Consider the following 24569-nt stretch of genomic DNA (forward strand, 5'->3'; position numbering starts at 1 on the left):
GATCTTGCGTTCTCTGTGGTGAATAAAAATTAGTGGCCATTGAAGAAGATGTAAAGCCCAATCATGGTCACAATAAGTAATCCCCATAGGATAAGAACAATTCGTGCAGGTTTGTCCTCTATCTTTTCCATATTCAAGATGCCCAATTGCGGAGACTTATCCCACAGGCTGACTACTATCATGCCTATTCCGATGATAACGAATAAGTAGAAGGAAAGCAGCATAAAATGAGGCCATGCATCATATTGTTCTGCCGGAAACACCCATAAATACAAGATTCCTACTCCGATACTGAACACTGTTCCCAATGTCAGAGCCATATTAGCTGCCAGAGTAGTGGTGCGTTTCCAGAACACGCCAAAGAGAAATACAGCTGCCATTGGAGGAGCTATAAATCCCAGTACAGACTGGAAAACATTAAATAGATTCAGCCCCTTGATACTGTCGATCGCTATGGTTATTATCACAGAGATCAGTGCACCGACTACCGTAACCACTTGTCCCACTCTGATAATCTCTTTCTGCTTGGCCTGCGGTCGGATTTTCTTCACATAGATATCCATCGTGAATACCGTACTTAATGCATTCAATGCAGAGCCGACAGTACTTACCAATGCTGCTGTCAATACAGCCAATACCAAGCCGACCATTCCTGTCGGGAACAAATGAGTCACCATTGTCATATAAGCCTCATCGGGATTCTCCAATTGTGGGAATAAAGCGAGGCAGATAATGCCGGGAAGAATGTAAAGAGGTACATCTAATATTTTCAACCATCCGGTAAAGTTGGTTCCCATCTGTCCTTCTTTGAGATTCTTGGCAGCAAGAACCGGTTGCACCATCGACTGATCCGTACACCAAAACCAAACTCCCATAATAGGATAACCCAGGATAATAGGTAGCCAAGGAAAAGCCGGGTCATCATTTGGATGGAAAAGATTCCAGTAATCCGCCGGAACGGCATCCACCAGTGCGCCTACACCGCCCACTTTATAGATTCCCATGATAGCCAGTGTGGCTGATACTACAATCAACAGTATCATTTGATATACATTCGTGTAGGCCACAGCTTTCAGTCCGCCGAGCATCGTGAAGAAAGCGGAGATGACAAGTAACAGCAATGCCGATTGCCACATAGGAATATCAAAGACTTGACGGATCAGGACTCCACCGGCAAATAAAGTCAATGCAAGCCATGAAATAAGAATGGTAATAATGGTATACCAGGCAAGGATGTTACGGGTAGATTGTCCGAAACGTTTTCCCATAAATTCGGGCAATGTCGTAATGCGACTACCCAAATATCGGGGAGCAAAGACAAAAGCAAGCAGACATATAAAGACAAATGCATACCAGGCATAATTCCCCGAAACAATACCGGTAGTAAATCCGGCACTTGCGGAAGCTATCAACATGGAAGGTCCCACATTCGTCCCCCACATGGAAAAGCCGATATGATACCACTTCAGCGAATTCTCCGCAAGGAAAAGACTACTCCCCTTTTTTCGTTTAGAACTTGCCCATATACCAATAGCTATCAAAATAAGGAAGTAGGCAATCAGAATACTCCAATCTAATGTCTCTAAGAATTTCACATGCATAATTCAAGTATTAAATAAGTAACGTAAGTTTAAATCTAATTTTCTTTAGGCAAGGATTACATGGATTTCACGGTTTTGATAGGCTATGTAATTAAGAGCCGTGTTGATCCGTGTAATCCGTGCCTTTTTATTCTATTTTTTATTTCCAATCAGTTCTTTGGCAACTGCTACGGCTGTATTCGCATTATCACTATATCCGTCCGCACCGATTTCGTCAGCAAACCCCTGACTGACAGGTGCTCCGCCAATCATCACTTTCACCTGATTACGAATACCGGCCTCTTCTAGTGCCTGGATAACCTCTTTCATATATGTCATGGTAGTAGTCAGCAATGCGCTCATGCACAAGATGTCAGCATGGTTTTCCTTCACGGCTTCCACAAACTTGTCACAAGTCACATCAATACCAATATTTATGACTTCAAAGCCGCAACCCTCCAGCATGGAAGCCACCAGGTTTTTACCAATATCATGGAGATCTCCTTTCACTGTACCGATGACAATCTTACCGATTGTAGTGGAAGCACTTCCTGTCAATAAAGGTTTCAGTAGCTCCAAAGCCCCTTTCATGGCACGTCCTGCCATCAACAGTTGAGGAACAAAAGCTTTTCCATCCTGGAAACGTTGTCCCACTTCGCCCATTGCTTTAATCATATAATTATTGATAATCATTTGGGGAGCTACTCCTTCCGCAATAGCTTGCCGGGTGATTTCAACCGCAGGTTCCAGTTTCCCGGCAACAATGGCTTCATACAGAGGTTTCAGTTTATCCTCTTCCCGATGTTGTTCTTCCCATATACAAATACGTTCCTGTTCGGTAGCTGCCAAGTCGGCATCCTGTTGATGTTTATTAGTATTTACAGCGGTAGAAGAACCGGTATATTCTTCGACAATCCGCATGGCCTGTTCCACTTCCTTTTCGTTATGGAAATCCATTTCCAAATGTACACCGTCCGCGCCGATATGATCCAATAGAGGTTTTAGTTCGTCTAATGTCACCCAGCAAGCCATCACGCTCTTTCCTCCTGCCAGAATCTTCTTATACAGATCGTACCATTTGGGAGATCCTCCCTGTGGTTCGCCCACTCCGGGAGTCCATTGAATCGCATTCAATTCTTCAATTTCAAGCAAGGCAGGCAGGTGATGCATGGCTCCCACTCCATCCAGATGATAGAGAGTATAATCAATCTTCTGACATTGTTCACGAATAAAAGGTTGCACAAACCGGCGATAATCATCCTGACTAATCATGGTCGAAATATCACTTTGCAGTTTACTCATCTTTCCGGGAGCCCAGGACGAGAAATAACAGAAAGCCATCTCGTCGCCTTCACGGATGATGTCGTATAATTCATCAAATACTTTGAAGTAGATGTCGTTAATTTGCTGCATCTGTTGTTCCAGGATTTCGGGCTGCATCACTGTGTCCAATAATACCCTATCCGTTCCTTTCAGTGCGGCCAGGACATCCAGTCCTTCCATCAGGTCGGGCATACCGACAAAGTAGTGTCCGTTGGCTTTCGCTTTACAGGCTTTCAGGAGTTCTTTATGAAGAATCCAGTTCGGGTGTTCGGGGTTAAAGACTATTTCATCGGTGAAATCCGGGTTGGGATGAATCCAAATGGTATCTTCCCCACCTTCAAACACTCCGCCTAAGATGGCGGCCAGTGAGCCGGGACCCAGTTGGGTATTCGCAACCGGAAGAATATCCGCTTTCAGACTGCTGTGCGCTACGTACCAGTCTAGATATTCTGCTCTCCATTGAGGGTCGAACCACTTTTGCGACAAATCTTTTGCCGGCGCGGGAGGTACTATCTCTGCATGTGGTTGCACTCCTTCCTGGAAGTGTTCCCACATATTGAGAATGATTCCTTTATGGTTCCACCAATTTATATAACGTTGTTTTGTTTCTTCTAAATTACTCTTCCATGTTTTCATACTATACTAAATTAATTAATTTTCTACCACAATCTATCATAGTCCACCACAGATTACACAGATTAACACAGATATGATTTATCTCCCCTTATCATCTGCGTCAATCTGTGTAATCTGTGGTGAACTATTCCAAAATCCTTTATAATCACTATCTATGCGTAAAGCTATGCTCTTGCTTAAATCCATTTCATCCGTACAGTCCACGTCTTCCGGATAGATGGGGATCACAGCATTTTCACGCACATATACGGGCATTTCTTCCAATGGAACATATACGTCTTTCAGCCAGCATGCTCCTTCCAGACGTTCTCCCGTAAAGAAGTTCACCCATTTTCCTTCGGGAAGATAGATATCCCGACGGTTCTCGCTGTTCATCACCGGAGCTACCAGGAAATCATTGCCGAAATAGTATTCATCATCTATATGCCAACAAAGTTTATCTTCCGGATGATGCAGAATGAGTGCCTGCAAGAGCGGATAGCCGCTTTCTATGGCTAGTTTACTTTGTACTACGATGTATGGAATGAGCGAATAACGCAATTTCCACCACTTTTTCACCAACGGAGCTATGGTCGGATAGTGCCAGGGTTCACGCTTATTGGTTCCGTGATAACGGATATGCGATGTGAATACGCCGAATTGGGTCCAACGCATGTACACATCATCTACTACTACCGAGTTCATAAAATTGGGCAATGTATGGAAGCCGGGAACATCATGGCTCCAAAAAGCAAATCCCGACAGGCCGAAATGTAGACCGCCTTTCAGAGAACCTGCCATTCCATCCCAAGAACTACAGGAATCGCCTCCCCAATGCAAAGGATAACGCTGGCATCCCGCCCATGCGGAACGTGCCCAGACAATGCCGTCACCTGTCACTTCTTTCGTAATTTCGTAAGCAGCCTTTTGATAAAACAGGGCATACAGGTTGTTCAACAATTCCGGCTTCATACCTTTATAGAGGGCGTCCATGTGAATGTTTTCACCGAAATCGGTTTTGATACAGGTTACTCCCATATCCAGGAGTTGTTTCAATAGTCCTTTGTACCATTCGGTTGCTTTCGGATAAGTAAAGTCGATTGTTCCGGCATAATCCAGGGCGGAGAAGTTGGAACCATCGGTCGCTTGTTGTTTGGTCAATGGGGCTATATAATCATTGGCTCTGGCTTCATCAATCTGCTCTGCATTTTCTGCAACGTATGGAAGTTGCCATAAAGAGACACGATAGCCGTTCTTTTTCAACCGCCCGATGAATCCTTTCGGATCGGGGAACCGTTCTTCATTGAATTTCCATTCGCAGAGCCAATCGGTACGGAACCAGCCCGTATCCAGATGAATTACATCACAAGGATAGTGTTCGGCACGCATGCGGTCGCATATTTCGTCTACTTCATCGGCACTGAAATAAGTCATACGGCTCATCCAAACGCCAAAACTCCAAAGAGGAGGCATAGACGGATAGCCGGTCAGGTCACGATAACCGCGAAGAATATCTTCCATCGTATCACCGCCTATTACGAATACATCCAGCAATGCCTGGTCGCTTAGAAACTGGACGGAACGGGTGGAATGTCCGGCCAGCGAGAGCTTGCTATGAGCACATGTATGGTAGAATGTTCCATACATGCGGCTGGATAGATAGAAAGGGATATTCTTATAAGTACGCCGGTTATTGACTCCTTGCCCGTCCTGGTTTTTCAGGAAGAAAGTCTGTCCGCTTAAGTCCATTTTAAAGAAACGTTCTCCGGTTCCGGCAAAACATTCATCGGGCTTACATTCAAAAGAAAGCGTTGCACGTTCTTTCCGACCGTCGCGTTTGCAAAAAGCAACAGGTAACGCATCGTAGCGGGGAGGCGAAAAATGGTCGTAGGCTGACAAGCGGATTTCACGCTTTCCATCAGGGTATAAAGTGATATCAAGCGTTTCTTGAGGGTCTGGTAGCAATTCGCTCCATCGGTCTAATAGAGGCTCTTCCACATTGATAATGGCACGCTTCGTTCCGTCTTCCGTCGAAAGAATCCATTTTCCTTTTTGTTCTTTTATAAACAGGGGCACTTTCTGAATCCGGTCACTGAATTGTAGCATTTCCGACTCATCTGTCAGTACATAATCGCCGAAGCCAAGAAACAGGCGGGTGATGCCGATGTTATACTGACGGATGATTAACGTATATTCCTCCTGGGGAACATCGGTATCCGCCATCATATCGTTAGCCAGTTTTTGCTTCTGAAAGGGAACTGTTACGTAAATATCTCCTTCCTTTTCATAAACAGCCGTTGGCTTGTATGCTTTCCAAAGCGACTCATTCCTTAATAACTCGGTATCAAAATCAAGGAAATCAAATAAGTGATAGTTCGTTGGTTTCATCTATTTTATTGATTAAATATCGTTTATTGATTACTATAATTATCATATTAGTTTGAATGATTACCATACTAGTCTAGTTCTAATGATTATTACACTAGTTTATTGATTGCTATACTAGTACATTAATGACTATGTTAATCCATTGATTTGTTTCAATCTTGCTTTATTCTTCCAACTTTGTATTTAATACTGTCCGCCACTTGAGGCCCGTTATTCTTCCACACGTTCTTTTTCCCGGGGCGGTTCGAATCAAAACGTTCAGTGGGACACCAGTTGTTTTCCATTGTATATCCGTCCGTAGCTTCATCCAGATAGATATAAAAAGCCCGGTCATTCGTAGCGTAGGGGGCTTCGATTAAATGTTCGATCCGGTTATTTCGCATGACGGAACCCGGCTGGTTGGAAAGAGTATACAGACCGCCTGCATCGTATAGCCGACGGGCAAAGTGATGTACATAGTTTGCTTCTATCCGGTTGTTACACATTCCGCTCTCCAGCGATGTCCATCCCCAGCCTACACAAATCCCTGAATAGTTCAGATGGCAGACTTCATTATGAGAAACATCCATGTTTCTGACATATCCGGCGCCGATACCTACACATCCCCAGTCCTCATTAGTCACATTACTTATGAAATTGTTTCTGATAGTAATATGGGAACATAATTCCCGTACGTCAGCAGGAATAAAAGGGATGTGCGTCTCAAATCCTCCGTCCGGAAATGCACCGACCAGTAAAGCCGTTCCTCCAATATCCGTAAATTGACAATCTTCGACGCTCGATGCTGTGACTGCCCATTCATAATCCAGTCCGGTGGACGATAAATGACGGAAGGTGCAATGCTTGAAATCAATATGCTCGGCACCTCTTACACGTATCGCTGTTTCGGGACGGGTGATCCAGGCTTGGTTCTCCAGTTCCGCTTTTTCCGGAAGCCCCGGTTCTTGTAGTTTATAGGCATCCAATAAAGGAAATCCCCCTTGCAAGGTGACGTGTCCCTGATAAGAAGGACGCATCCAGGAGGTATGCTCAAAAGTAATTCCGTTAAATTGTATATGTTTTACCGGACGAGACAATGTACCGTCTATGGTCACTAAAGTTTCCAAGGCAGGGATAATCACTTCAGCTGTTTCGATATTTTCGCCCGCCTGGGGATAATAGTAAATCGTGCCGGAAGGATATTCCTGAAACCATTCACCGGGTTGGTCCAGCAATTCCAGTGCATTGATCAGGCAGAAGGAAGAATTTCCTTTCTCTCCTCCGATGATGGGTTGCGGCCAGGGATGCGCAAACTCCAGGTGACTTTCGGGTTCATGGAAGTGAACTACAGCTTGTCCGTCTTTCACGTCTATACTTTTCACGCGCAAAATAGCAATCGCCCAGCGTTGATGGACAATCATTTCCAGTTGACCGGCATTTTGTAGTCTTTTCGGATTTACACTTTGAGAAACGGGGATCGTTATTGTTTGTTCTTCCGGATTGAAATCAATCATTCGTTCCAATCCACCGTCAGGAAATTGCGCAGCTCTTTGAACTTTATGACCGTTCACCCACATTTGCCGGGTTTCTACTCTTCTGTTTCCTATTAGAGGAGCCTCTGCCGACCATATCTTCTGCCTTAGCTTTTCAGGAATTGCCGGATGATTGCATCCACGCTTCCACCCCGTAACAGCAACTCCACCACTAATTACAGGGTGAGCACCATCTACTGCACAAATCACCGTTGGAGAATCGGACGTCCCACTATCTTCCGGACGAAGAAACAGAGAATTGCGCTGGGCATAAACACCCTCTTCCAAACGAATATAAATTCCTCCGGCTACTTCCGACCGATTCAGTCTACGCCATTCACGAGCCTGCTTGATTGCCCGGTTTAATGTATTAAACGGGGCTTCCTTTGTCCCGGGATTCTTATCATTCCCCTGTAGGGATACATAAATTTCTCCCGCAAAAAGCGAGGGAAACCACCCCAAGAAAATGATAAAAAAAAGATAAATAAAAGTCTTTTTCATGGTACTACCTCAATGTGCTACTTCAATAAAGACGCACACACATCGATTTAGTACTCTATATAAAGGTAATAGATAGGTTATTCTTACAAATGTTTTACAACATCAAATAGGTTACCGAATAAGACCTGTAATAAATTGATAGCAAAAATAACCACAGACAACGAACTTCAGTAAAGTTCCGAATATAAATCCGAGTAAAGAGCCTACACCTGATTTAAGTGCCTGCGAGAACTCTTTATTTCCTAATAGTTCACCAATCACCGCCCCTAGAAACGGACCGAGAATAATGCCCCAAGGCAAGAAAAGAAGACCGACAAGAGTTCCTATGATACATCCCCAATTACCCCATTTACTACCGCCACTATATTTACTTCCCAGCATCGGAGTGAAATAATCTAATACCTGCAAAACAGCTACAATCAATAACCATACGATTAATTGTGTCGTAGAATATTGTACCTTATCCGTGAAGTGCAGAATGACCAACCCCACATAAGCAATAGGCGGACCGGGAAGAAACGGCAGAATACAACCTGCTAACCCGGCTATCATACAAAGGGCACTAATTACGATCAAAATAATGTCCAACATAGTCTCTTCTTTTTTTAGTTCTGCACAAAAATACAGTATCTTTCAATATATACAAGCTAACCTCGAGAATTATTTCCGCCACTTCACTGCTGTTTCAGAATAGCTTTGTCAGGTCTGCAGTTCTTAGTGTGAATGAGTTTTTCCAATACTTTTTTGAGGATGCCTCGTACCCAACAAGAACTTTTACTATCTTTGTGTCGTTAACGCTATTAATAAGCAAGTTATAAAATAAGAAATCAGCAGGAGGACAGAAGATGGATCCAATGGAATATATAGTACCCAACAGAAAGCGTTTGCCTTACGGCATGATGAACTTCGCAGTCATCCGCCGCGAAGACTATTATTATGTAGACAAAACCCGCTTCATTCCTATGATAGAGCAGGCAGACCGGTTCTTTTTCTTCATCCGTCCCCGCCGCTTCGGCAAAAGCCTCACGCTGAACGTACTGCAACACTACTACGATGTGCGTACCCGCGATAAGTTCAACGACTTATTCGGCAATCTCTACATCGGGAAGCATCCCACAGCAAACCGCAACAGCTATCTGGTGCTTTACCTCAACTTTTCAGGTATCACCGGCGAACTGAACGATTATCGAAAAGGACTGGATGCACATTGCAGCATTACTTTCATGAATTTTTGCAAGATATATGCCGACCTTCTGCCACCGGAGACACTAGAAGAACTACGCCAAGTGAATGGGGCCGTAGAGCAGTTGGACTACCTCTATCAAGCCTGCGAACGTGCCGGACAGAAAATGTATCTCTTCATTGACGAATACGACCACTTCACCAACGCCATCCTTTCTGATGCCAAAAGCTTGCACCGCTACACTGATGAAACGCATGGCGAAGGTTATCTGCGTGCTTTCTTCAATAAGGTGAAGGCAGGAACTTATTCCAGCATAGAGCGTTGTTTCATCACCGGCGTAAGCCCCGTAACGATGGATGACCTGACGAGTGGCTTCAACATCGGCACGAACTACTCACTTACCCCCCAATTTAACCAAATGATGGGGTTCACCGAAGAAGAAGTGCGCGAAATGCTGACTTATTATTCAACGAACAGTCCTTTCCGCCATACTGTTGACGAACTGATAGAAATAATGAAACCATGGTACGACAATTATTGCTTCGCGCAGGATTGTTACGGTGAAACTACCATGTACAACTCCAACATGGTGCTCTACTTCGTGAAGAATTACATAGATAACGGCAAAGCGCCACGAGAAATGATAGAAGATAATATACGTATCGACTATGAAAAGCTGCGTATGCTCATTCGAAAGGATAAGGAGTTTGCACACGATGCTTCCGTCATTCAAACTTTAGTGAGTCAAGGTTATATCACTGGCGAACTGAAGAAAGGTTTCCCTGCTGTCAACATCACCAATCCTGACAATTTTATAAGCCTGCTATACTATTTCGGAATGTTGACCATTAGCGGAATAGATAAAGGCAAGACCAAACTGACCATTCCGAACCTGGTGGTTCAAGAGCAGCTCTACACTTATTTGCTGAATACCTACAACGACGCAGATTTGAATTTCAGCAGCTACGAAAAGAGCGAACTTTCAAGCCAGCTCGCCTATGATGGCAACTGGCAAGCCTATTTCGGTTACATTGCCGACTGCCTGAAACGTTATGCATCCCAGCGTGACAAGCAAAAGGGCGAATTCTTCGTTCACGGCTTCACCTTGGCCATGACTGCGCAAAACCGCTTCTACCGTCCTATCTCCGAGCAAGATACACAAGCGGGTTACGTCGATATTTTCCTCTGTCCCATGTTGGACATATATTCTGACATGAAACACAGCTACATCGTTGAGTTAAAATACGCCAAATATCGCGATTCTGAAAACCGTGTGGAGGAATTGCGTCAAGAAGCCATCGCCCAGGCCAATCGCTATGCCGACACAGACACGGTGAAACAAGCTATTGGCTCCACGCAACTACACAAGATTGTAGTGGTATATAAAGGTATGGAAATGCGGGTATGCGAAGAGTTATAATGAACAATCTCTTCACCCTTCACTTTTCCTTGTATTATCCTATCTATAAGCAGTTTATGGGTGAAGGGTGTTCCCTTCACCCATCCTTTCACGTTTTTTCTTTTTCAAACTGTACCTTTCCACAATAAAAGCACTACCTTTGTCAATTATGTATGTAATATACAATATAAAATGAACGACAATAAATTAAAAAACAAAACAGTCCCTTTCAACTACGCCCGCTGCTACAACGAGCAATGTCCGAAAGCTTGTAACTGCCTGCGTCGGGTGGCTGCACTTCTCACTACCGCTGACACGTCCTACATCAGCATCGTAAACCCAATGTGTATTCCGGCCACCGGCATTGACTGTCCCCACTTCCAAAACGCAGAAAAGATACATGTGGCATGGGGTATCAGCCACCTGCTGGACAACGTACCTTATAAGGACGGAACAAATATCAAGCAACAACTGATCGGACATTTCGGAAAAACGCTTTACTATCGCTTTTATCGCGAAGAACGCTTCCTAAGCCCCGCAGATCAAAACTATATCCGCCAACTTTTTCACCGGAAAGGTATCACCGAAGAACCGGTCTTTGACAGTTACACGGATGAGTATAATTGGTAAAGCCGCGTTCTAACCAGTTTCCAGCCTGCTGAAACTTTTTGTTTCAAGCGCTAGAAACTAAAAGTTTCAAAGGGTGAAACGATTCGTTTCACACCGAGAAACAAACTGTTTCACTACGGGAAACCATTCGTTTCAAGGTATGAAACAAAAAATGGAACTAGTTAATGAAAGCAGAAGAAGTATCAGTGAAGGATATATCGTCTAAAAGTTATATGTAATACAAGTGTTATTGGTGAATTTTCAGAATGTATGTGAAAGATCAGAATAAAGAGTTGAAGTGTACAGCGTAAAATTCTCCAATATTGTAATCAAATAGACAAGAACGGAGTGAAAAAATATTTAGAAAAAATAAATATGGAAGAAGTAATAAGAAAATATGTAGATGAATGTTGGGGCTTTGTGCAAGAACACAGAGAATATCTTATGTATGTCCCTTCTTATGAAGAACACATAGAGCCTGAAATGCAGGACACATTTGATAATATTATACCACAAGGGAAATCGGTTAAGATATATGTCACTCAACCGGAACATACTAATTATATGGTGGACATTATTACGGAAAAAGACCATGTATGGAAAGCGATAGATAATCAAATTTCAGACGAGGATATTTCCAAATTAGAAAGTAAATTAAATGTTATTCTTCCGCTTTCATATAAGATCTACTTGAAATACAAACACTTTTATGAAATATTTTGGGATTTAGATGTTCGTCTATATCCAAAGCCCATTCATTCATGGAATAAAATCTTAATTGAAAATAATGAGGAACTGCAAGAAGAAATTCTTAACAAAGGGTATTTTGCAATAGGTCGATATTCTGATTATGGCGTGATAGCTCTTAAATTGACAGATGATGAGAATAAAGAAGGTGAAATCCTTCTCTTTGATTACGAAACGCCTGAAACAGAAGTATTAGCACCCAACTTTATAGAATTTCTTAATCAGATATTACAAAATCCTAAACCTGTTCTTCAAGAATTAAAAGGTTGGGAGAAAAAAATGTATAAAATGGAATGATGCTACTAACAAGCACCTGTACCACATAAACGGCAGCAAGCCGCAAACCATTACCGATAGTGCAATAATAAAATGAAAAAGAATGATTTTATAAATAATCAACTGCTATCAATGGGCTATTTGCCATTGCCATACAATAAAGACCGCAATAAAGTCTTTTATAAAGAAATGGATAATGGCTTAATAGTCTGTGTAGGTATTGAGTCTTCTTCTTTGTATCAAGACAGAAGAAAAACTGTTTCATTTTATACAGCATTGTCATATACATGGGCGATGTATTCACCTATATTATTGCCACAGGATTGTTACTTACGAATAGGTGAAATATTGGGTAAGAATGATTTGTGGTTTCAAACTACCACAAAAGAAGAAAAAGATTTTATGTGCCAATCGATACAGCAAGCGGCAAGAATCTGCGAAAAGCAAAGTAAAATCATATTGCACTATATCTTAAAAGAAAATCAATATGTGGAGTATAAAGAATATATATGCAGATTGAACTGCATAATAGATTTTGTTAAAAAGCAGGGAATCACCAGTAATGCAGATATAAGTATCATTTATGAAGTGATTAAACCAGTATTAAAAAGAATAGGTGTACCGCTTTCCAAGCATACTACAAAACTATATGCAGTGGATGCCATGAATTGCATCCACTGCTCTTCGGACATAAATAAGCAACAAAGAAAAATAATAGCAAGCGAAATAATATCAGTAACAAACGGGTAAATTGTCCTAAAAGAAATGATCCGTCTGAGATTAACATTTATCAAAATAAAAAAATAAACGAGGAAACAGCAGTTAGCTGAAACACATTAACAGTAGTACAACAAAATCAATATGGAAGTAATAGAAAGTAAATGGTATAATAAAGAATGGTGCAAATACAGCGTCTATTGAAGACGTAGAAAAACTTCTAAATACAACCTTGCCCTATCAGTACAAAAGATTTCTGTTATGGAGCAATGGTGGCGAGGGTAAATTAGGAGATAACTACATCTATATATGGGCTATTGAAGATATTGTTGCTTACAATAATGACTATGGAATACACAAATATCTTCAAAAAGAGTATTTAGCATTTGGCATGGATGGTGATATTGGATATATTTTCCACCTGCCAAACAATAGTATATATAGGGTAGATTTAGGAGATTTAGATATAGCTTCTATTAAGTATATAGCACCCTCTTTTGACGACTTTTTAGGCAAGGCTATTTATCTTAATTTCGATAAGCCACAAAATATTGTTGACAATAGTTCAACCATATAAAGTGATTAGACATGGATATAAATAATGAATAAACTACAACTCCAAAAACAATAATAACTCCTGATTCATATCGTTTTTTGATTAATAAAGTTACGGATATGTCAAGAAAAAGGCAAATTCCACCTCTACTATACAATATGCAATAAACTCAAAACGTTGCAAATTTCCGTCCTCATTTGCCCTGTTTACATAAATAAAAACTATCTTTGCGTTTCAGAATCCCGAAAGACGAAAAGAAATGGAGCAAATAGACAACCTAAAAGAGCTTATCAATCAGGGGGATGTGGACACAGCGATTAAGCAATTGGACCAGCTTCTCCAAGACAGTTCTGTCGAAAAAGAGAAAGATACTCTTTACTATTTACGGGGAAATGCCTACCGAAAGAAAGGAGATTGGAAGCGGGCGCTGGACAACTACCAGTATGCCATCGAGCTCAATCCGGACAGTCCTGCCGTTCAGGCCAGGAAGATGGCAATAGATATCCTCAACTTCTACCACAAGGATATGTTCAATCAATAAAAGAGATGTATAATCAATAACCGTACTCAAAGATAACGTAATAAAATAAAGATTATGGCAAAAATCAAAGGAGCAATCGTAGTCGACACGGAGCGTTGCAAAGGATGCAACCTGTGTGTAGTGGCGTGTCCGCTCGATGTAATCGCCCTCAATAAAGAGGTAAACATGAAAGGCTATAACTATGCCTGGCAAGTGAAGGAAGATACCTGTAACGGATGCAGCTCGTGTGCAACGGTTTGTCCGGACGGATGTATTTCAGTGTATAAAGTAAAAGTAGAATAAAAGAAAAGAATATGGCAGAAGAAGTTGTATTAATGAAAGGAAACGAAGCCATCGCCCACGCAGCTATCCGTTGCGGTGCCGACGGTTACTTCGGTTATCCTATTACTCCCCAATCGGAAGTGTTGGAAACGCTTGCCGAACTGAAACCGTGGGAAACAACCGGCATGGTAGTACTCCAGGCGGAAAGTGAAGTGGCAGCTATCAATATGGTATATGGAGGTGCAGGTAGCGGAAAGAAGGTAATGACCTCCTCTTCAAGTCCGGGTGTAAGCTTGAAACAAGAGGGAATCTCTTATTTGGCCGGTGCCGAACTTCCTTGTCTGATTGTGAATGTAATGCGTGGCGGTCCTGGATTGGGAACTATCCAACCTAGCCAGGCTGACTACTTCCAGACAGTAAAAGGTGGTGGTCATGGAGACTACAAACTGATTGCCCTCGCTCCGGCATCCGTACAAGAAATGGCGGATTTCGTAGCATTAGGATTCGAACTGGCTTTCAAATACCGTAATCCGGCTATTATCCTTGCCGACGGTGTGATCGGTCAGATGATGGAAAAGGTTGTTCTTCCTGCACAAAAGCCACGCCGCACGGAAGCAGAAGTAATTGAACAATGTCCATGGGCTGCTACCGGAAAAGCAAAAGACCGCAAACCTAATATTATCACTTCCCTTGAATTGAAACCGGAAGCAATGGAAATCAACAACCTCCGTTTTCAAGCTAAATATCGTGAAATTGAAGAAAATGAAGTACGCTTCGAAGAGATCAACTGCGAAGATGCAGAGTATTTGATTATCGCTTTCGGTTCAATGGCACGCATTGGCCAGAAAGCAATGGAACTAGCCCGTGAAAAAGGAATTAAAGTAGGTATCCTTCGCCCGATTACACTGTGGCCGTTCCCAACCAAAGCGATTGCTGCATACGCTGATAAAGTAAAAGGTATGCTCGTTACGGAACTAAATGCCGGACAGATGATTGAAGATGTCCGTCTCGCTGTTAACGGAAAAGTAAAGGTAGAACATTTCGGACGTCTAGGTGGCATCGTTCCCGATCCGGATGAAATTGTAACTGCCTTGAAAGAAAAAATAATCAAATAACGAAACAATGAATCCCGATAAAATAAGAAACGTACTGAACATCCTATTTATGATATTGGCTGTTGCAGCCATCATCACCTACTTTGTAGCAAAAGATGATTTCAAAATGTTTATCTACGTATGCGGCGCGGCAATCTTTGTCAAGCTGATGGAGTTTTTTATACGGTTCACCAACAGATAAGGAGATGAAGTTATGACTAAAGAAGAAATAATCAAACCCGAGAATCTGGTTTACAAAAAACCGACTCTGATGAACGATAACGCCATGCACTACTGCCCGGGTTGCAGTCACGGTGTGGTACACAAACTCATTGCCGAAGTCATTGAGGAAATGGGTATGGAAGATAAAACTGTGGGAATCTCTCCGGTGGGATGTGCAGTGTTTGCCTACAACTATCTCGATATTGACTGGCAGGAAGCAGCACACGGACGTGCTCCTGCTGTGGCGACTGCTGTGAAACGCCTGTGGCCGGACCGCCTTGTTTTCACTTATCAGGGCGACGGTGACTTGGCTTGCATCGGTACAGCCGAAACAATCCACGCTTTGAACCGTGGTGAAAATATTACGATTATCTTTATCAATAATGCGATCTATGGTATGACAGGTGGCCAGATGGCTCCGACTACACTAGTAGGCATGAAGAGCTCGACTTGTCCTTACGGACGTGACGTTGAACTTCACGGCTATCCATTGAAGATTACTGAAATCGCAGCCCAACTGGAAGGAACTGCTTACGTAACCCGTCAGTCCGTACAATCCGTACCGGCTATCCGTAAGGCTAAGAAGGCAATCCGCAAGGCTTTTGAGAACTCCATGAACGGTAAAGGTTCCAACCTGGTAGAAATCGTTTCCACTTGTAGTTCAGGCTGGAAGATGACTCCGGAGAAGGCGAACAAATGGATGGAAGAACACATGTTCCCATTCTATCCGCTGGGTGATTTAAAAGATAAAGAATAACGCTAAAAGTCAACAGAACAATGAAAGAAGAAATAATTATAGCAGGATTCGGTGGACAAGGCGTATTGTCTATGGGTAAGATTCTGGCATATTCCGGTTTGATGGAAGGCAAAGAAGTGACCTGGATGCCGGCATACGGTCCCGAACAACGAGGTGGAACAGCCAACGTTACAGTTATTGTAAGCGATGACAAAATTTCCTCACCGATTCTTAGTAAATACGACGCTGCCATCATTCTGAATCAGCCTTCACTCGAAAAGTTTGAAAGCAAAGTGAAACCCGGCGGTATCCTGATTTATGACGGTTACGGAATTATCAACCCTCCTACCCGTAAGGATATTAAGGTATATCGTATCGACGCAATGGATGCAGCCAACGAGATGAACAATGCCAAAGCATTCAACATGATCGTACTTGGCGGATTATTGAAGCTTCGCCCCATCGTAACGTTGGAGAATGTTATCAAAGGACTTAAGAAAACCCTGCCGGAACGCCACCATCACTTGATTCCTATGAACGAGGAAGCTATCAAGAAAGGTATGGAGTTAATCCGTGAGGTTTAATTAACAGATAATGTACAATGGATAATTGATAATTATTAGCTACGTATAGTACGTATGCAACATAATTTTCAATTATCCATTATCATTAAATCAATTAAAGTAAGTATCTTTGCCTCCAATTATGAGACGAATCTTACTATTATATATAATCTTTTCCGTTATAGGTTTGACAACTGTCCATGCACAGTTCGATAATGGTCGCCAGAGAGTGGACGAAAACGGATACGACCAATACGGTAACCAGGTGGACCCTGCCATGATTCCGGACAGACTGGATAGTGCAAATGTAGAAGTACAGGGGTTACCTCCGAAATTATATATGTGGCGTATTAATAATCAGTTGGGCGACCGGACTATCATCCCGGCGGATACTGCTTATCACCACTTCCAAAACACCAATCTTACCGAAGGACTTACCGGACATTATAATTATCTGGCCAATATGGGTTCTCCCCGTATGTCACGCATCTTCTTTGAACGTCGTGATCCGGAATCTACTATCTTTATGGAGCCTTTCTCCAGTTTCTTTATTCGTCCTACGGAGTTCAATTTCACCAATAGTAACGTACCTTATACCAATCTGACGTATCATAAAGCCGGTAATAAAATAAATGGAGAAGAACGTTTTAAGTCTTATTTCTCTGTCAATGTAAACAAGAAGCTGGCTTTCGGTTTTAACATAGATTACTTGTACGGACGAGGATATTATAATAACCAAAATACGGCTTATTTCAATGCGGCAATTTTCGGTAGTTATATCGGCGACCGCTATCAGATGCAAGCTATCTACAGCAACAATTATCTCAAAACAAATGAAAACGGAGGTATTGAGGACGACCGATACATCACTGCGCCTGAAGAAATGGCACAAGGCCAAAGGGAATATGAATCAACCAATATCCCGACCGTACTAAGTGCAACAACCAACCGTAATCATGACTTTTATGTATTCCTGACCCAACGTTACAATTTGGGATTCAGCCGCGACATACCGCAGGCCGAAAATGATACGACTCCAGCCAAACAAGAGTTTGTGCCAGTCACTAGTTTTATACATACCATTCAGGTAGAGCGTGCACGTCATAGTTTCAACTCGGATGATGACATGCGTGAAAAAAACTATTATCAAAACACCTATTTGGAACCGGATAATCCGATTGCCAGAGACAGTACTACCTACATGGGTATCAAGAATACCATAGGTATTGCTCTACTCGAAGGATTCAATAAATATGCCAAAGCGGGTCTGACAGCATTCGCTTCCTATAAAATCAGCAAGTATACTCTTATGAATATGGAGGGGAATCCGTTGCCCGACAAATACAATGAAAATGAAATATTTGTTGGAGGCGAATTATCCAAACGTGAAGGAAATGTACTTCATTACCATGCCATTGGTGAAGTGGGACTTGCCGGAAAAGCAATCGGACAATTCAATGTGAAAGGAGATATCGACCTTAACTTTCCGTTATGGAAAGACACTGTGAGCCTTATAGCTCGTGGTGAAGTCAGCAATAAGCTTGCGCCTTTCTATATGCGTCATTATCATTCCAAACATTTCATGTGGGACAATGATATGGACAAAGAATTTCGTACCCGTATTGAAGGAGAATTAAGCATTGCACGTTGGAGAACACGTTTAAAGGCGGGAGTTGAAAACATAAAGAACTACACTTATTTCAACCAGCAAGCAGTGCCGGAACAGAAAAGCGGAAGTATACAGGTGTTGTCAGCAAGTCTTAATCAGGACTTCAAGCTGGGAATCTTCCATTTAGATAATGAAGTAACCTGGCAAAAGTCCAGCGACCAGACCGTATTGCCTTTGCCTGATCTTTCGCTGTATCACAATTTCTATATGCAGTTCAAGCTGGCAAAGAAAGTGCTTAGTGTACAATTGGGTGCCGACGTGCGTTATTTCAGCAAATACAATGCACCCGCTTATATGCCAGCTATCCAAAACTTCTATTTGCAACCGGAAAATGACCAGGTAGAGATAGGAGGTTATCCGATCGTGAATGTATACGCAAACTTACACCTAAAGCGTACACGTTTCTATGTAATGATGTATCACGTGAATCAAGGTATGAGCAGCCCGAATTACTTCCTGGCTCCTCACTACCCTATCAATCCGCGTGTACTGAAATTCGGTCTTTCATGGAATTTCTATGATTAACAAAATCTATATGGCTTATGGTAACACGCCCCAAATTGAGACTGTCCCGATATTTAGTGCCCGTAATCATTGTATTGGCAATCATCTTTTCTATCCGCCAATGCGGTAATCAGGAAAAGCCGTCAGGACACCCACGTGATTATGCAGCCATTGCCAAAGAAGGTATATTGCGTGTAGCGACTGAATATAACTCGATCAGTTTCTACGTGGACGGCGATACCGTTTCCGGTTTTCATTACGAACTGATACAGGCTTTTGCCCATGACAAGGGATTAAAGACCGAAATAACACCCCTGATGAGTTTTGAAGAACGGCTGGAAGGATTAAGCGAAGGACGTTACGATGTAATTGCCTGCGGCATATTAGCTACCAGCGAACTGAAAGATTCTCTGCTCCTCACCTCTCCCATCACGCTCAACAAGCAAGTGCTCGTGCAACGGAAAGAAAACGGAGAAAACGATTCACTCTATATCCGTAACCAACTGGACTTGGCCGGGCGGACACTTCACGTAGTAAAAGGGTCTCCTTCTATTCTGCGTATTCAGAATCTAGGTAATGAAATCGGCGATACCATTTATATCAAAGAAATAGAGAAATACGGTTCCGAACAATTAATCTCAATGGTAGCTCATGGAGATATCGACTATGCCGTTTGCGACGAAAGCATCGCACGCGCCGCCGCCGATTCCATCCCGCAGATAGATATAAATACAGCCATCAGCTTTACACAATTCTACTCATGGGCAGTCAGTAAACAATCACCCGCTTTACTCGATAGTTTGAATACATGGCTGGATAAATTTCAAAAGGAGAAAGAATACCAGAAGATTTATAAAAAGTACTATGATAAAGAATAACCTTATCATTTTACATATCAGAAGAAAACAATCAAAAACAGAATGTAAGATAGATATATTCATGTCTATTTCCAGAAATAAACTCCCAAAGACTTGACTTTCGCTTTCGAATGTTGTATCTTTACAGAGTTAATGATAAAGTAGTTTCAATTAAACTACATGCAAAGGAGGGAATCGCAATTCCCTCCTTTCTTTTTATCCATCCGGGGAAAACCTCTCCCCGCCCCGGCTTTTCCTTGCGCTTTGCCCGGTGGTTATGGTTCTTCAGCCGGAGGATCAGCAGTGTTCACCTTGCTTCTTACCGAAATGAAGTATATATCCGCCTCAAACAGACGTTCTGTTTACCTGAAACAGAGCCTTTGTTCCGATAAAACGGAGCTTCTGTTGAAACGAAACATAATGTCTGTTTTCCAACTGTCCCCGCTAAGTTAATAATCAATAAAGTTGCTCTTGACAAAAAATAGCTTTATCTTTGGGGTTTGTTAGAACAGACACAATAGGTATATTATATTATGAGTGAAAAGATTATCAAATGGGGCTTCATTGGTTGCGGAGAAGTAACCAAGACGAAAAGCGGTCCCGCTTTCCAGAAAGTAGAACATTCGGAAGTCGTAGCCGTGATGAGTCGTGACGGCGCGAAAGCGAAAGCGTATGCCAAAGAGAGAGGAATCAAGAAATGGTATGACGATGCACAGGAGCTGATAGATGATCCGGAAGTAAACGCTGTCTATATCGCCACTCCTCCTTCTTCACACGCTACGTATGCCATTATGTCCATGAAAGCGGGTAAACCGGCCTATATTGAGAAACCAATGGCGGTGACGTATGAAGAATGTACCCGAATCAACCGCATATCCAATGAAACGGGGGTTCCCTGTTTCGTAGCATACTACCGACGTTATCTTCCCTATTTCCAGAAAGTAAAGGAATTAGTAGAGAACGGGACGATCGGCAACGTTATCAATGTACAGATTCGTTTTGCCCAGCCGCCACGCGATCTGGATTACAATCGTGATAATCTTCCCTGGCGTGTGCAGGCTGATATTGCCGGCGGCGGCTACTTCTACGACCTTGCTCCGCATCAGATTGATTTGTTGCAGGATATGTTCGGTTGCATCCTCGAAGCAAGCGGTTACAAGAGTAATCGCGGCGGGCTTTATCCTGCCGAAGATACATTAAGCGCCTGTTTCCAATTTGACAACGGACTGGTGGGTAGTGGTTCCTGGTGCTTCGTAGCCCATGATTCTGCCCGCGAAGACCGCATAGAGATTATCGGTGACAAAGGAATGATTTGCTTCTCTGTCTTTACTTACGAACCTATCGGACTACATACCGAGAAAGGACGGGAAGAAATCTGTATCGGTAACCCGGAACACGTGCAACAGCCTCTTATCCAAGCAGTAGTAGACCACTTATTGGGTAAGTCGGTTTGCTCTTGCGATGGCGAAAGCGCAACGTTGACTAACTGGGTAATGGACAAGATCTTAGGTAAGCTATAACCCTAAAAAAAGCAAAAAAAAGTTCCTTCTTTTTCCGGATTCTGTCGGTATTGTTAAAAAAAATAATAAGGACATTCCATTGTATATTGTTAGTTTTTTCTATCTTTGTAGAAAGAAGCAAAGAAGAAATGAAACTAACAATATATTTTTTGTGCCATGACTAAAGAAGCTTTAATGAGAAAAGCGATCGAGCTTTCAAAAGAGAATGTTGAAAATGGTGGAGGTCCTTTCGGTGCTGTGATTGCCACGAAAGACGGAGAAATAGTTGCAACAGGAGTTAATCGTGTCACTGCATCTTGTGATCCTACGGCTCACGCCGAGGTGAGCGCTATACGTGCCGCAGCTGCCAAACTCGGAACATTTGATCTTAGCGGATACGAAATCTATACTTCCTGCGAACCTTGCCCCATGTGCCTAGGTGCTATTTATTGGGCACGCCTGGACAAGATGTACTATGGAAACAACAAGACCGATGCCAAGAACATCGGCTTCGACGACTCTTTTATCTATGACGAACTGCAACTGAAACCTGAAGACAGAAAGCTGCCTTCCGAAATCCTACTACATAATGAAGCCCTTACTGCCTTCAAAGCCTGGGTGGCCAAAGAAGACAGAGTAGAATATTAGAAAACCTCTCACTATTATTAACCTATTAATTACCCTCAAATGAAAAGAAAAAGCCTTTTATTTGTTATGGCATCAGTATGCCTGTTCAGTTGTCAACAGCAAGAAGAACTGCAAGATCCCAGTAAAGGAGTGATCGACTTTTCTACTTCTATTGACCAAAGTATCAACAATGCTCTTACTCGTAACAGTAGTAGTCTGACACTTCCGTTAAAGAGCAATTTCGCTGCCGGGGATGTCATCTCCATGTCCGTTGCCGAGCAGGATTATCATCCGTTTGCCATAGGCATGGATAGCCAGACTTGGAACGAAGCAGGCACCGATTCGGAAACGGTTACTTTCTATGCTCATTACCCTGAATTGACCGACGAAGCAGCTACTACCAGATCATTGAGCAGCCGCTATCGTGAAATCAAGGGTGGCTTAGAATATTTGTTCGGTACAGCCCAAACCAACAAAGGTTCTAAGAATGTTGCTCTTTCATTCAAGAGAATGACAACGCCCGTCGTTCTGCTTGACGAGAACAACCAGCCGTACGAAGGTAGAGCAATCGTTAAACTGTTCTTGAAAAACAAAGGTGTACAAGACCTGTTCAGCGGTAAAATCGAAGCTGACCCCAATGCAAAACCGGAATACATTGATATCCGGAAAGTATCTGAAGGTATCTTGACTAACTTGATTCCACAGCTCATCAAAGCCGGCGAGAAAATAGGAACGGTTATCCTGGAGGACGGTAAAGAAGAACCTATCATCGCAGAGGAGGACATTACCATAGAAGCCGGAACTCCTGTTGCGGTAAAAATGTACGCAAGACGCGGAATCATTGACGAACGAACTCCACTATTCAGATAAGACTAAAGAATAAAAAGTGATACTAATAAAAATCCCCGGAACCGCTGTAGACACTCAGCATTCCAGGGATTTTTTACACACAAAAGTTATTATTGAAATTGAAAACTGTCTTTTTTAGGTTAGAAACGCATACCTAAAGTAAGAACCACTTTATGGTTGTTGTTCGTCACTTTCGTTCCAGGTAAATCTAAACTATCAAAAGCATAGAATGTTTCTTTATAAGTATTATACATATATGCCATGTCTACATAGAAACTTTCACCACGATAGCCACAACCCAATGTATAATTATTAGTAGCACCCGGATTAGAAAATTCCGTATCAGTACGCATTGAATTTACAGGAAGATACTTAAAAGCATCTGATTTCAAAGGAGCAGTAATATGATTATATCCTAAACGGAATGCAAATTCCGGTGCTAACTTAAATTCAGCTCCAACACGGAGTGTATGAACTGCCTTCATCATTGCTTTAATGTCTGCAGTCTGTCCCAATTCATATCCGTCCGGATCTTTCATTTTAGCTGAAGACCGTTTTGAATATTCATATTCAACTCCCAATGCTACAGAAGAAGCAATAGTATATCCCATACTTGCATTAAACTTCCACGGAGTTATTAACTTATATTCATATTCTCCTTCAGTATCATTTCCACGGGCATCATAAGGTTTGGTAATGCCACGTGTAGTCTCATTCAAATCAAAATTAATATAAGCAGTATTCCGCTCCTTCAAACTAAAGAAAGTCGGAGTATGTACAGCAGCACCAATACGAAATGAGGATGACTCAAAAGGACGAAGAATAAAACCAAGTTTAAAATCAACTCCGCTACCATCTACCCAGAAATCATTTCCTAAAGTATATCCTCCGTGACCGTTTCCGTCCTTATCAGTAAAGTCTTCATTATATTCACTAGTCCTGTCATAGTTTACACTGTAAAGTCCTAACGTGGCTCCAACATAAAAACGATCATAAAAATTCAGTGCACCATTCAAATCAAAAGAATGGATACCTCCACTTTCTTTCGAACGATAAGACTGACTCACAGCATCTCCTGCCTGGAAATAGGGCACATATCCCTCAAAAGGAGGTTCTGCATCCGGATTCTTCGGATCTACTTCTCCATAAACAGGATTCACTAAATGTGCATTATATCCCATGATACCCAACCAAGGCAATTCAGGATTCTGAAAAGCATCATCGCTCCTCAAAGCAGCTTCCGTGAACGGATCAAAGTCTCCGTATGAATCAAAGTTCACCATATTAGCCATCTGAACTGTTTGAGAAGTATTGAATACTCCACTCACCAGCATACTTCTATTGAAGGACTTCATTTTGCGATAATTGAAACCAAAGTTGGCAAATCTCAAAGCAGTTGTATTTCCTATTTTTGTAGAGAATACAAATCCGGCATTATCAAATGAGCCATGAAACTTATCAAGACTTGCCCCATTCGCTTTCACTCCTGTATTATCAAAGCCAAATGAAACCATAACATCATTGCTACGATAAATTCCGATACCGGCAGGATTAGTTCCTATAGTGGTTATATCTCCGCCTAAAGCTCCCATGGCACCGCCCATACCTACAAAGCGGGCAGTTCCATTTAAATCACTTCCCATCCATCGATTTGCATCATAGATAGTTGTTTGAGCATTTAGAAATCCTACACTTATCAAAAGAATACAAATCGCTAATATTCTATTACTTTTCATAATCAA

At 42.2% G+C, this 24569-nt stretch carries 23 protein-coding genes; 17 read left to right on the forward strand and 6 right to left on the reverse strand.

Annotated features, from left to right (window positions below; genetic code table 11):
* Positions 1-29: 29 nt before the first annotated feature.
* From KFO40_RS18225 to KFO40_RS18245, 5 genes are all read right to left on the reverse strand, one after another.
* Positions 30-1601 carry a sodium:solute symporter gene (locus tag KFO40_RS18225; RefSeq protein ID WP_211146666.1) on the reverse strand — a complete coding sequence of 524 codons (1572 nt, stop codon included), beginning with the start codon at positions 1599-1601 and terminating at the stop codon, positions 30-32.
* 132 nt (positions 1602-1733) lie between these two features.
* Complete coding sequence (locus KFO40_RS18230; protein ID WP_211146667.1) at positions 1734-3539, reverse strand: corrinoid protein; 1806 nt, start codon at positions 3537-3539, stop codon at positions 1734-1736.
* A gap of 78 nt (positions 3540-3617) precedes the next feature.
* Positions 3618-5906: an alpha-xylosidase gene (locus KFO40_RS18235; protein ID WP_211146668.1), complete on the reverse strand. Its 2289-nt coding sequence runs from the start codon at positions 5904-5906 to the stop codon at positions 3618-3620.
* 152 nt (positions 5907-6058) lie between these two features.
* Positions 6059-7918: a right-handed parallel beta-helix repeat-containing protein gene (locus KFO40_RS18240; RefSeq protein WP_211146669.1), complete on the reverse strand. Its 1860-nt coding sequence runs from the start codon at positions 7916-7918 to the stop codon at positions 6059-6061.
* 111 nt (positions 7919-8029) lie between these two features.
* Positions 8030-8509, reverse strand: a complete 480-nt coding sequence (locus KFO40_RS18245; protein WP_117684462.1) for a DUF456 domain-containing protein — start codon at positions 8507-8509, stop codon at positions 8030-8032.
* 254 nt (positions 8510-8763) lie between these two features.
* Here KFO40_RS18245 and KFO40_RS18250 point away from each other — a divergent pair, with 254 nt between their 5' ends.
* From KFO40_RS18250 to KFO40_RS18330, 17 genes are all read left to right on the forward strand, one after another.
* The gene (locus tag KFO40_RS18250) at positions 8764-10521 is read left to right on the forward strand and encodes an AAA family ATPase (RefSeq protein WP_211146670.1); all 1758 of its coding nucleotides are present in this window, start codon (positions 8764-8766) and stop codon (positions 10519-10521) included.
* A gap of 171 nt (positions 10522-10692) precedes the next feature.
* Positions 10693-11130 (forward strand): DUF6078 family protein, encoded by a 438-nt coding sequence (locus KFO40_RS18255; protein ID WP_008644027.1) that lies wholly within the window; start codon positions 10693-10695, stop codon positions 11128-11130.
* Between the two features lie 354 nt (positions 11131-11484).
* The gene (locus tag KFO40_RS18260; protein WP_015531590.1) at positions 11485-12153 is read left to right on the forward strand and encodes an SMI1/KNR4 family protein; all 669 of its coding nucleotides are present in this window, start codon (positions 11485-11487) and stop codon (positions 12151-12153) included.
* A 72-nt stretch (positions 12154-12225) separates the two neighbouring features.
* Entirely contained in the window at positions 12226-12882 is a 657-nt protein-coding gene (locus KFO40_RS18265) for a hypothetical protein (RefSeq protein ID WP_015531589.1), read from the forward strand.
* Between the two features lie 139 nt (positions 12883-13021).
* Positions 13022-13426 (forward strand): SMI1/KNR4 family protein, encoded by a 405-nt coding sequence (locus KFO40_RS18270; RefSeq protein WP_225449825.1) that lies wholly within the window; start codon positions 13022-13024, stop codon positions 13424-13426.
* 238 nt (positions 13427-13664) lie between these two features.
* Positions 13665-13946, forward strand: a complete 282-nt coding sequence (locus KFO40_RS18275; RefSeq protein ID WP_008021855.1) for a tetratricopeptide repeat protein — start codon at positions 13665-13667, stop codon at positions 13944-13946.
* 54 nt (positions 13947-14000) lie between these two features.
* Positions 14001-14228, forward strand: a complete 228-nt coding sequence (locus tag KFO40_RS18280; protein ID WP_004297419.1) for a ferredoxin family protein — start codon at positions 14001-14003, stop codon at positions 14226-14228.
* A gap of 11 nt (positions 14229-14239) precedes the next feature.
* Positions 14240-15322: a 3-methyl-2-oxobutanoate dehydrogenase subunit VorB gene (locus KFO40_RS18285; protein ID WP_004297418.1), complete on the forward strand. Its 1083-nt coding sequence runs from the start codon at positions 14240-14242 to the stop codon at positions 15320-15322.
* Positions 15323-15329: 7 nt separating this feature from the next.
* Positions 15330-15503: a hypothetical protein gene (locus tag KFO40_RS18290; protein WP_004297417.1), complete on the forward strand. Its 174-nt coding sequence runs from the start codon at positions 15330-15332 to the stop codon at positions 15501-15503.
* A gap of 12 nt (positions 15504-15515) precedes the next feature.
* Positions 15516-16280: a thiamine pyrophosphate-dependent enzyme gene (locus KFO40_RS18295; RefSeq protein WP_004297416.1), complete on the forward strand. Its 765-nt coding sequence runs from the start codon at positions 15516-15518 to the stop codon at positions 16278-16280.
* Between the two features lie 20 nt (positions 16281-16300).
* On the forward strand, positions 16301-16843 hold the full coding sequence (locus KFO40_RS18300) for a 2-oxoacid:acceptor oxidoreductase family protein (RefSeq protein WP_004297415.1): 543 nt from the start codon (positions 16301-16303) through the stop codon (positions 16841-16843).
* 121 nt (positions 16844-16964) lie between these two features.
* Positions 16965-19016 (forward strand): putative porin, encoded by a 2052-nt coding sequence (locus KFO40_RS18305; protein ID WP_087318851.1) that lies wholly within the window; start codon positions 16965-16967, stop codon positions 19014-19016.
* A 17-nt stretch (positions 19017-19033) separates the two neighbouring features.
* A complete protein-coding gene (locus tag KFO40_RS18310; RefSeq protein ID WP_211146671.1) occupies positions 19034-19873 on the forward strand; it encodes a transporter substrate-binding domain-containing protein in 840 nt (279 codons plus the stop codon).
* A 159-nt stretch (positions 19874-20032) separates the two neighbouring features.
* Entirely contained in the window at positions 20033-20305 is a 273-nt protein-coding gene (locus tag KFO40_RS18315; RefSeq protein ID WP_083823414.1) for a hypothetical protein, read from the forward strand.
* Positions 20306-20385: 80 nt separating this feature from the next.
* Entirely contained in the window at positions 20386-21372 is a 987-nt protein-coding gene (locus KFO40_RS18320) for a Gfo/Idh/MocA family protein (protein WP_004325616.1), read from the forward strand.
* A gap of 156 nt (positions 21373-21528) precedes the next feature.
* Positions 21529-21999 carry a nucleoside deaminase gene (locus tag KFO40_RS18325; protein WP_004314961.1) on the forward strand — a complete coding sequence of 157 codons (471 nt, stop codon included), beginning with the start codon at positions 21529-21531 and terminating at the stop codon, positions 21997-21999.
* A gap of 39 nt (positions 22000-22038) precedes the next feature.
* Positions 22039-22848, forward strand: a complete 810-nt coding sequence (locus KFO40_RS18330) for a fimbrillin family protein (protein WP_211146672.1) — start codon at positions 22039-22041, stop codon at positions 22846-22848.
* A 119-nt stretch (positions 22849-22967) separates the two neighbouring features.
* Here KFO40_RS18330 and KFO40_RS18335 read toward each other — a convergent pair whose 3' ends face one another.
* Complete coding sequence (locus KFO40_RS18335) at positions 22968-24563, reverse strand: hypothetical protein (RefSeq protein WP_211146673.1); 1596 nt, start codon at positions 24561-24563, stop codon at positions 22968-22970.
* Between the last annotated feature and the right edge of the window lie 6 nt (positions 24564-24569).

This window comes from Bacteroides sp. 1001302B_160321_D4 (assembly GCF_015667765.1).
In the GTDB taxonomy this organism is placed as follows: domain Bacteria; phylum Bacteroidota; class Bacteroidia; order Bacteroidales; family Bacteroidaceae; genus Bacteroides; species Bacteroides xylanisolvens.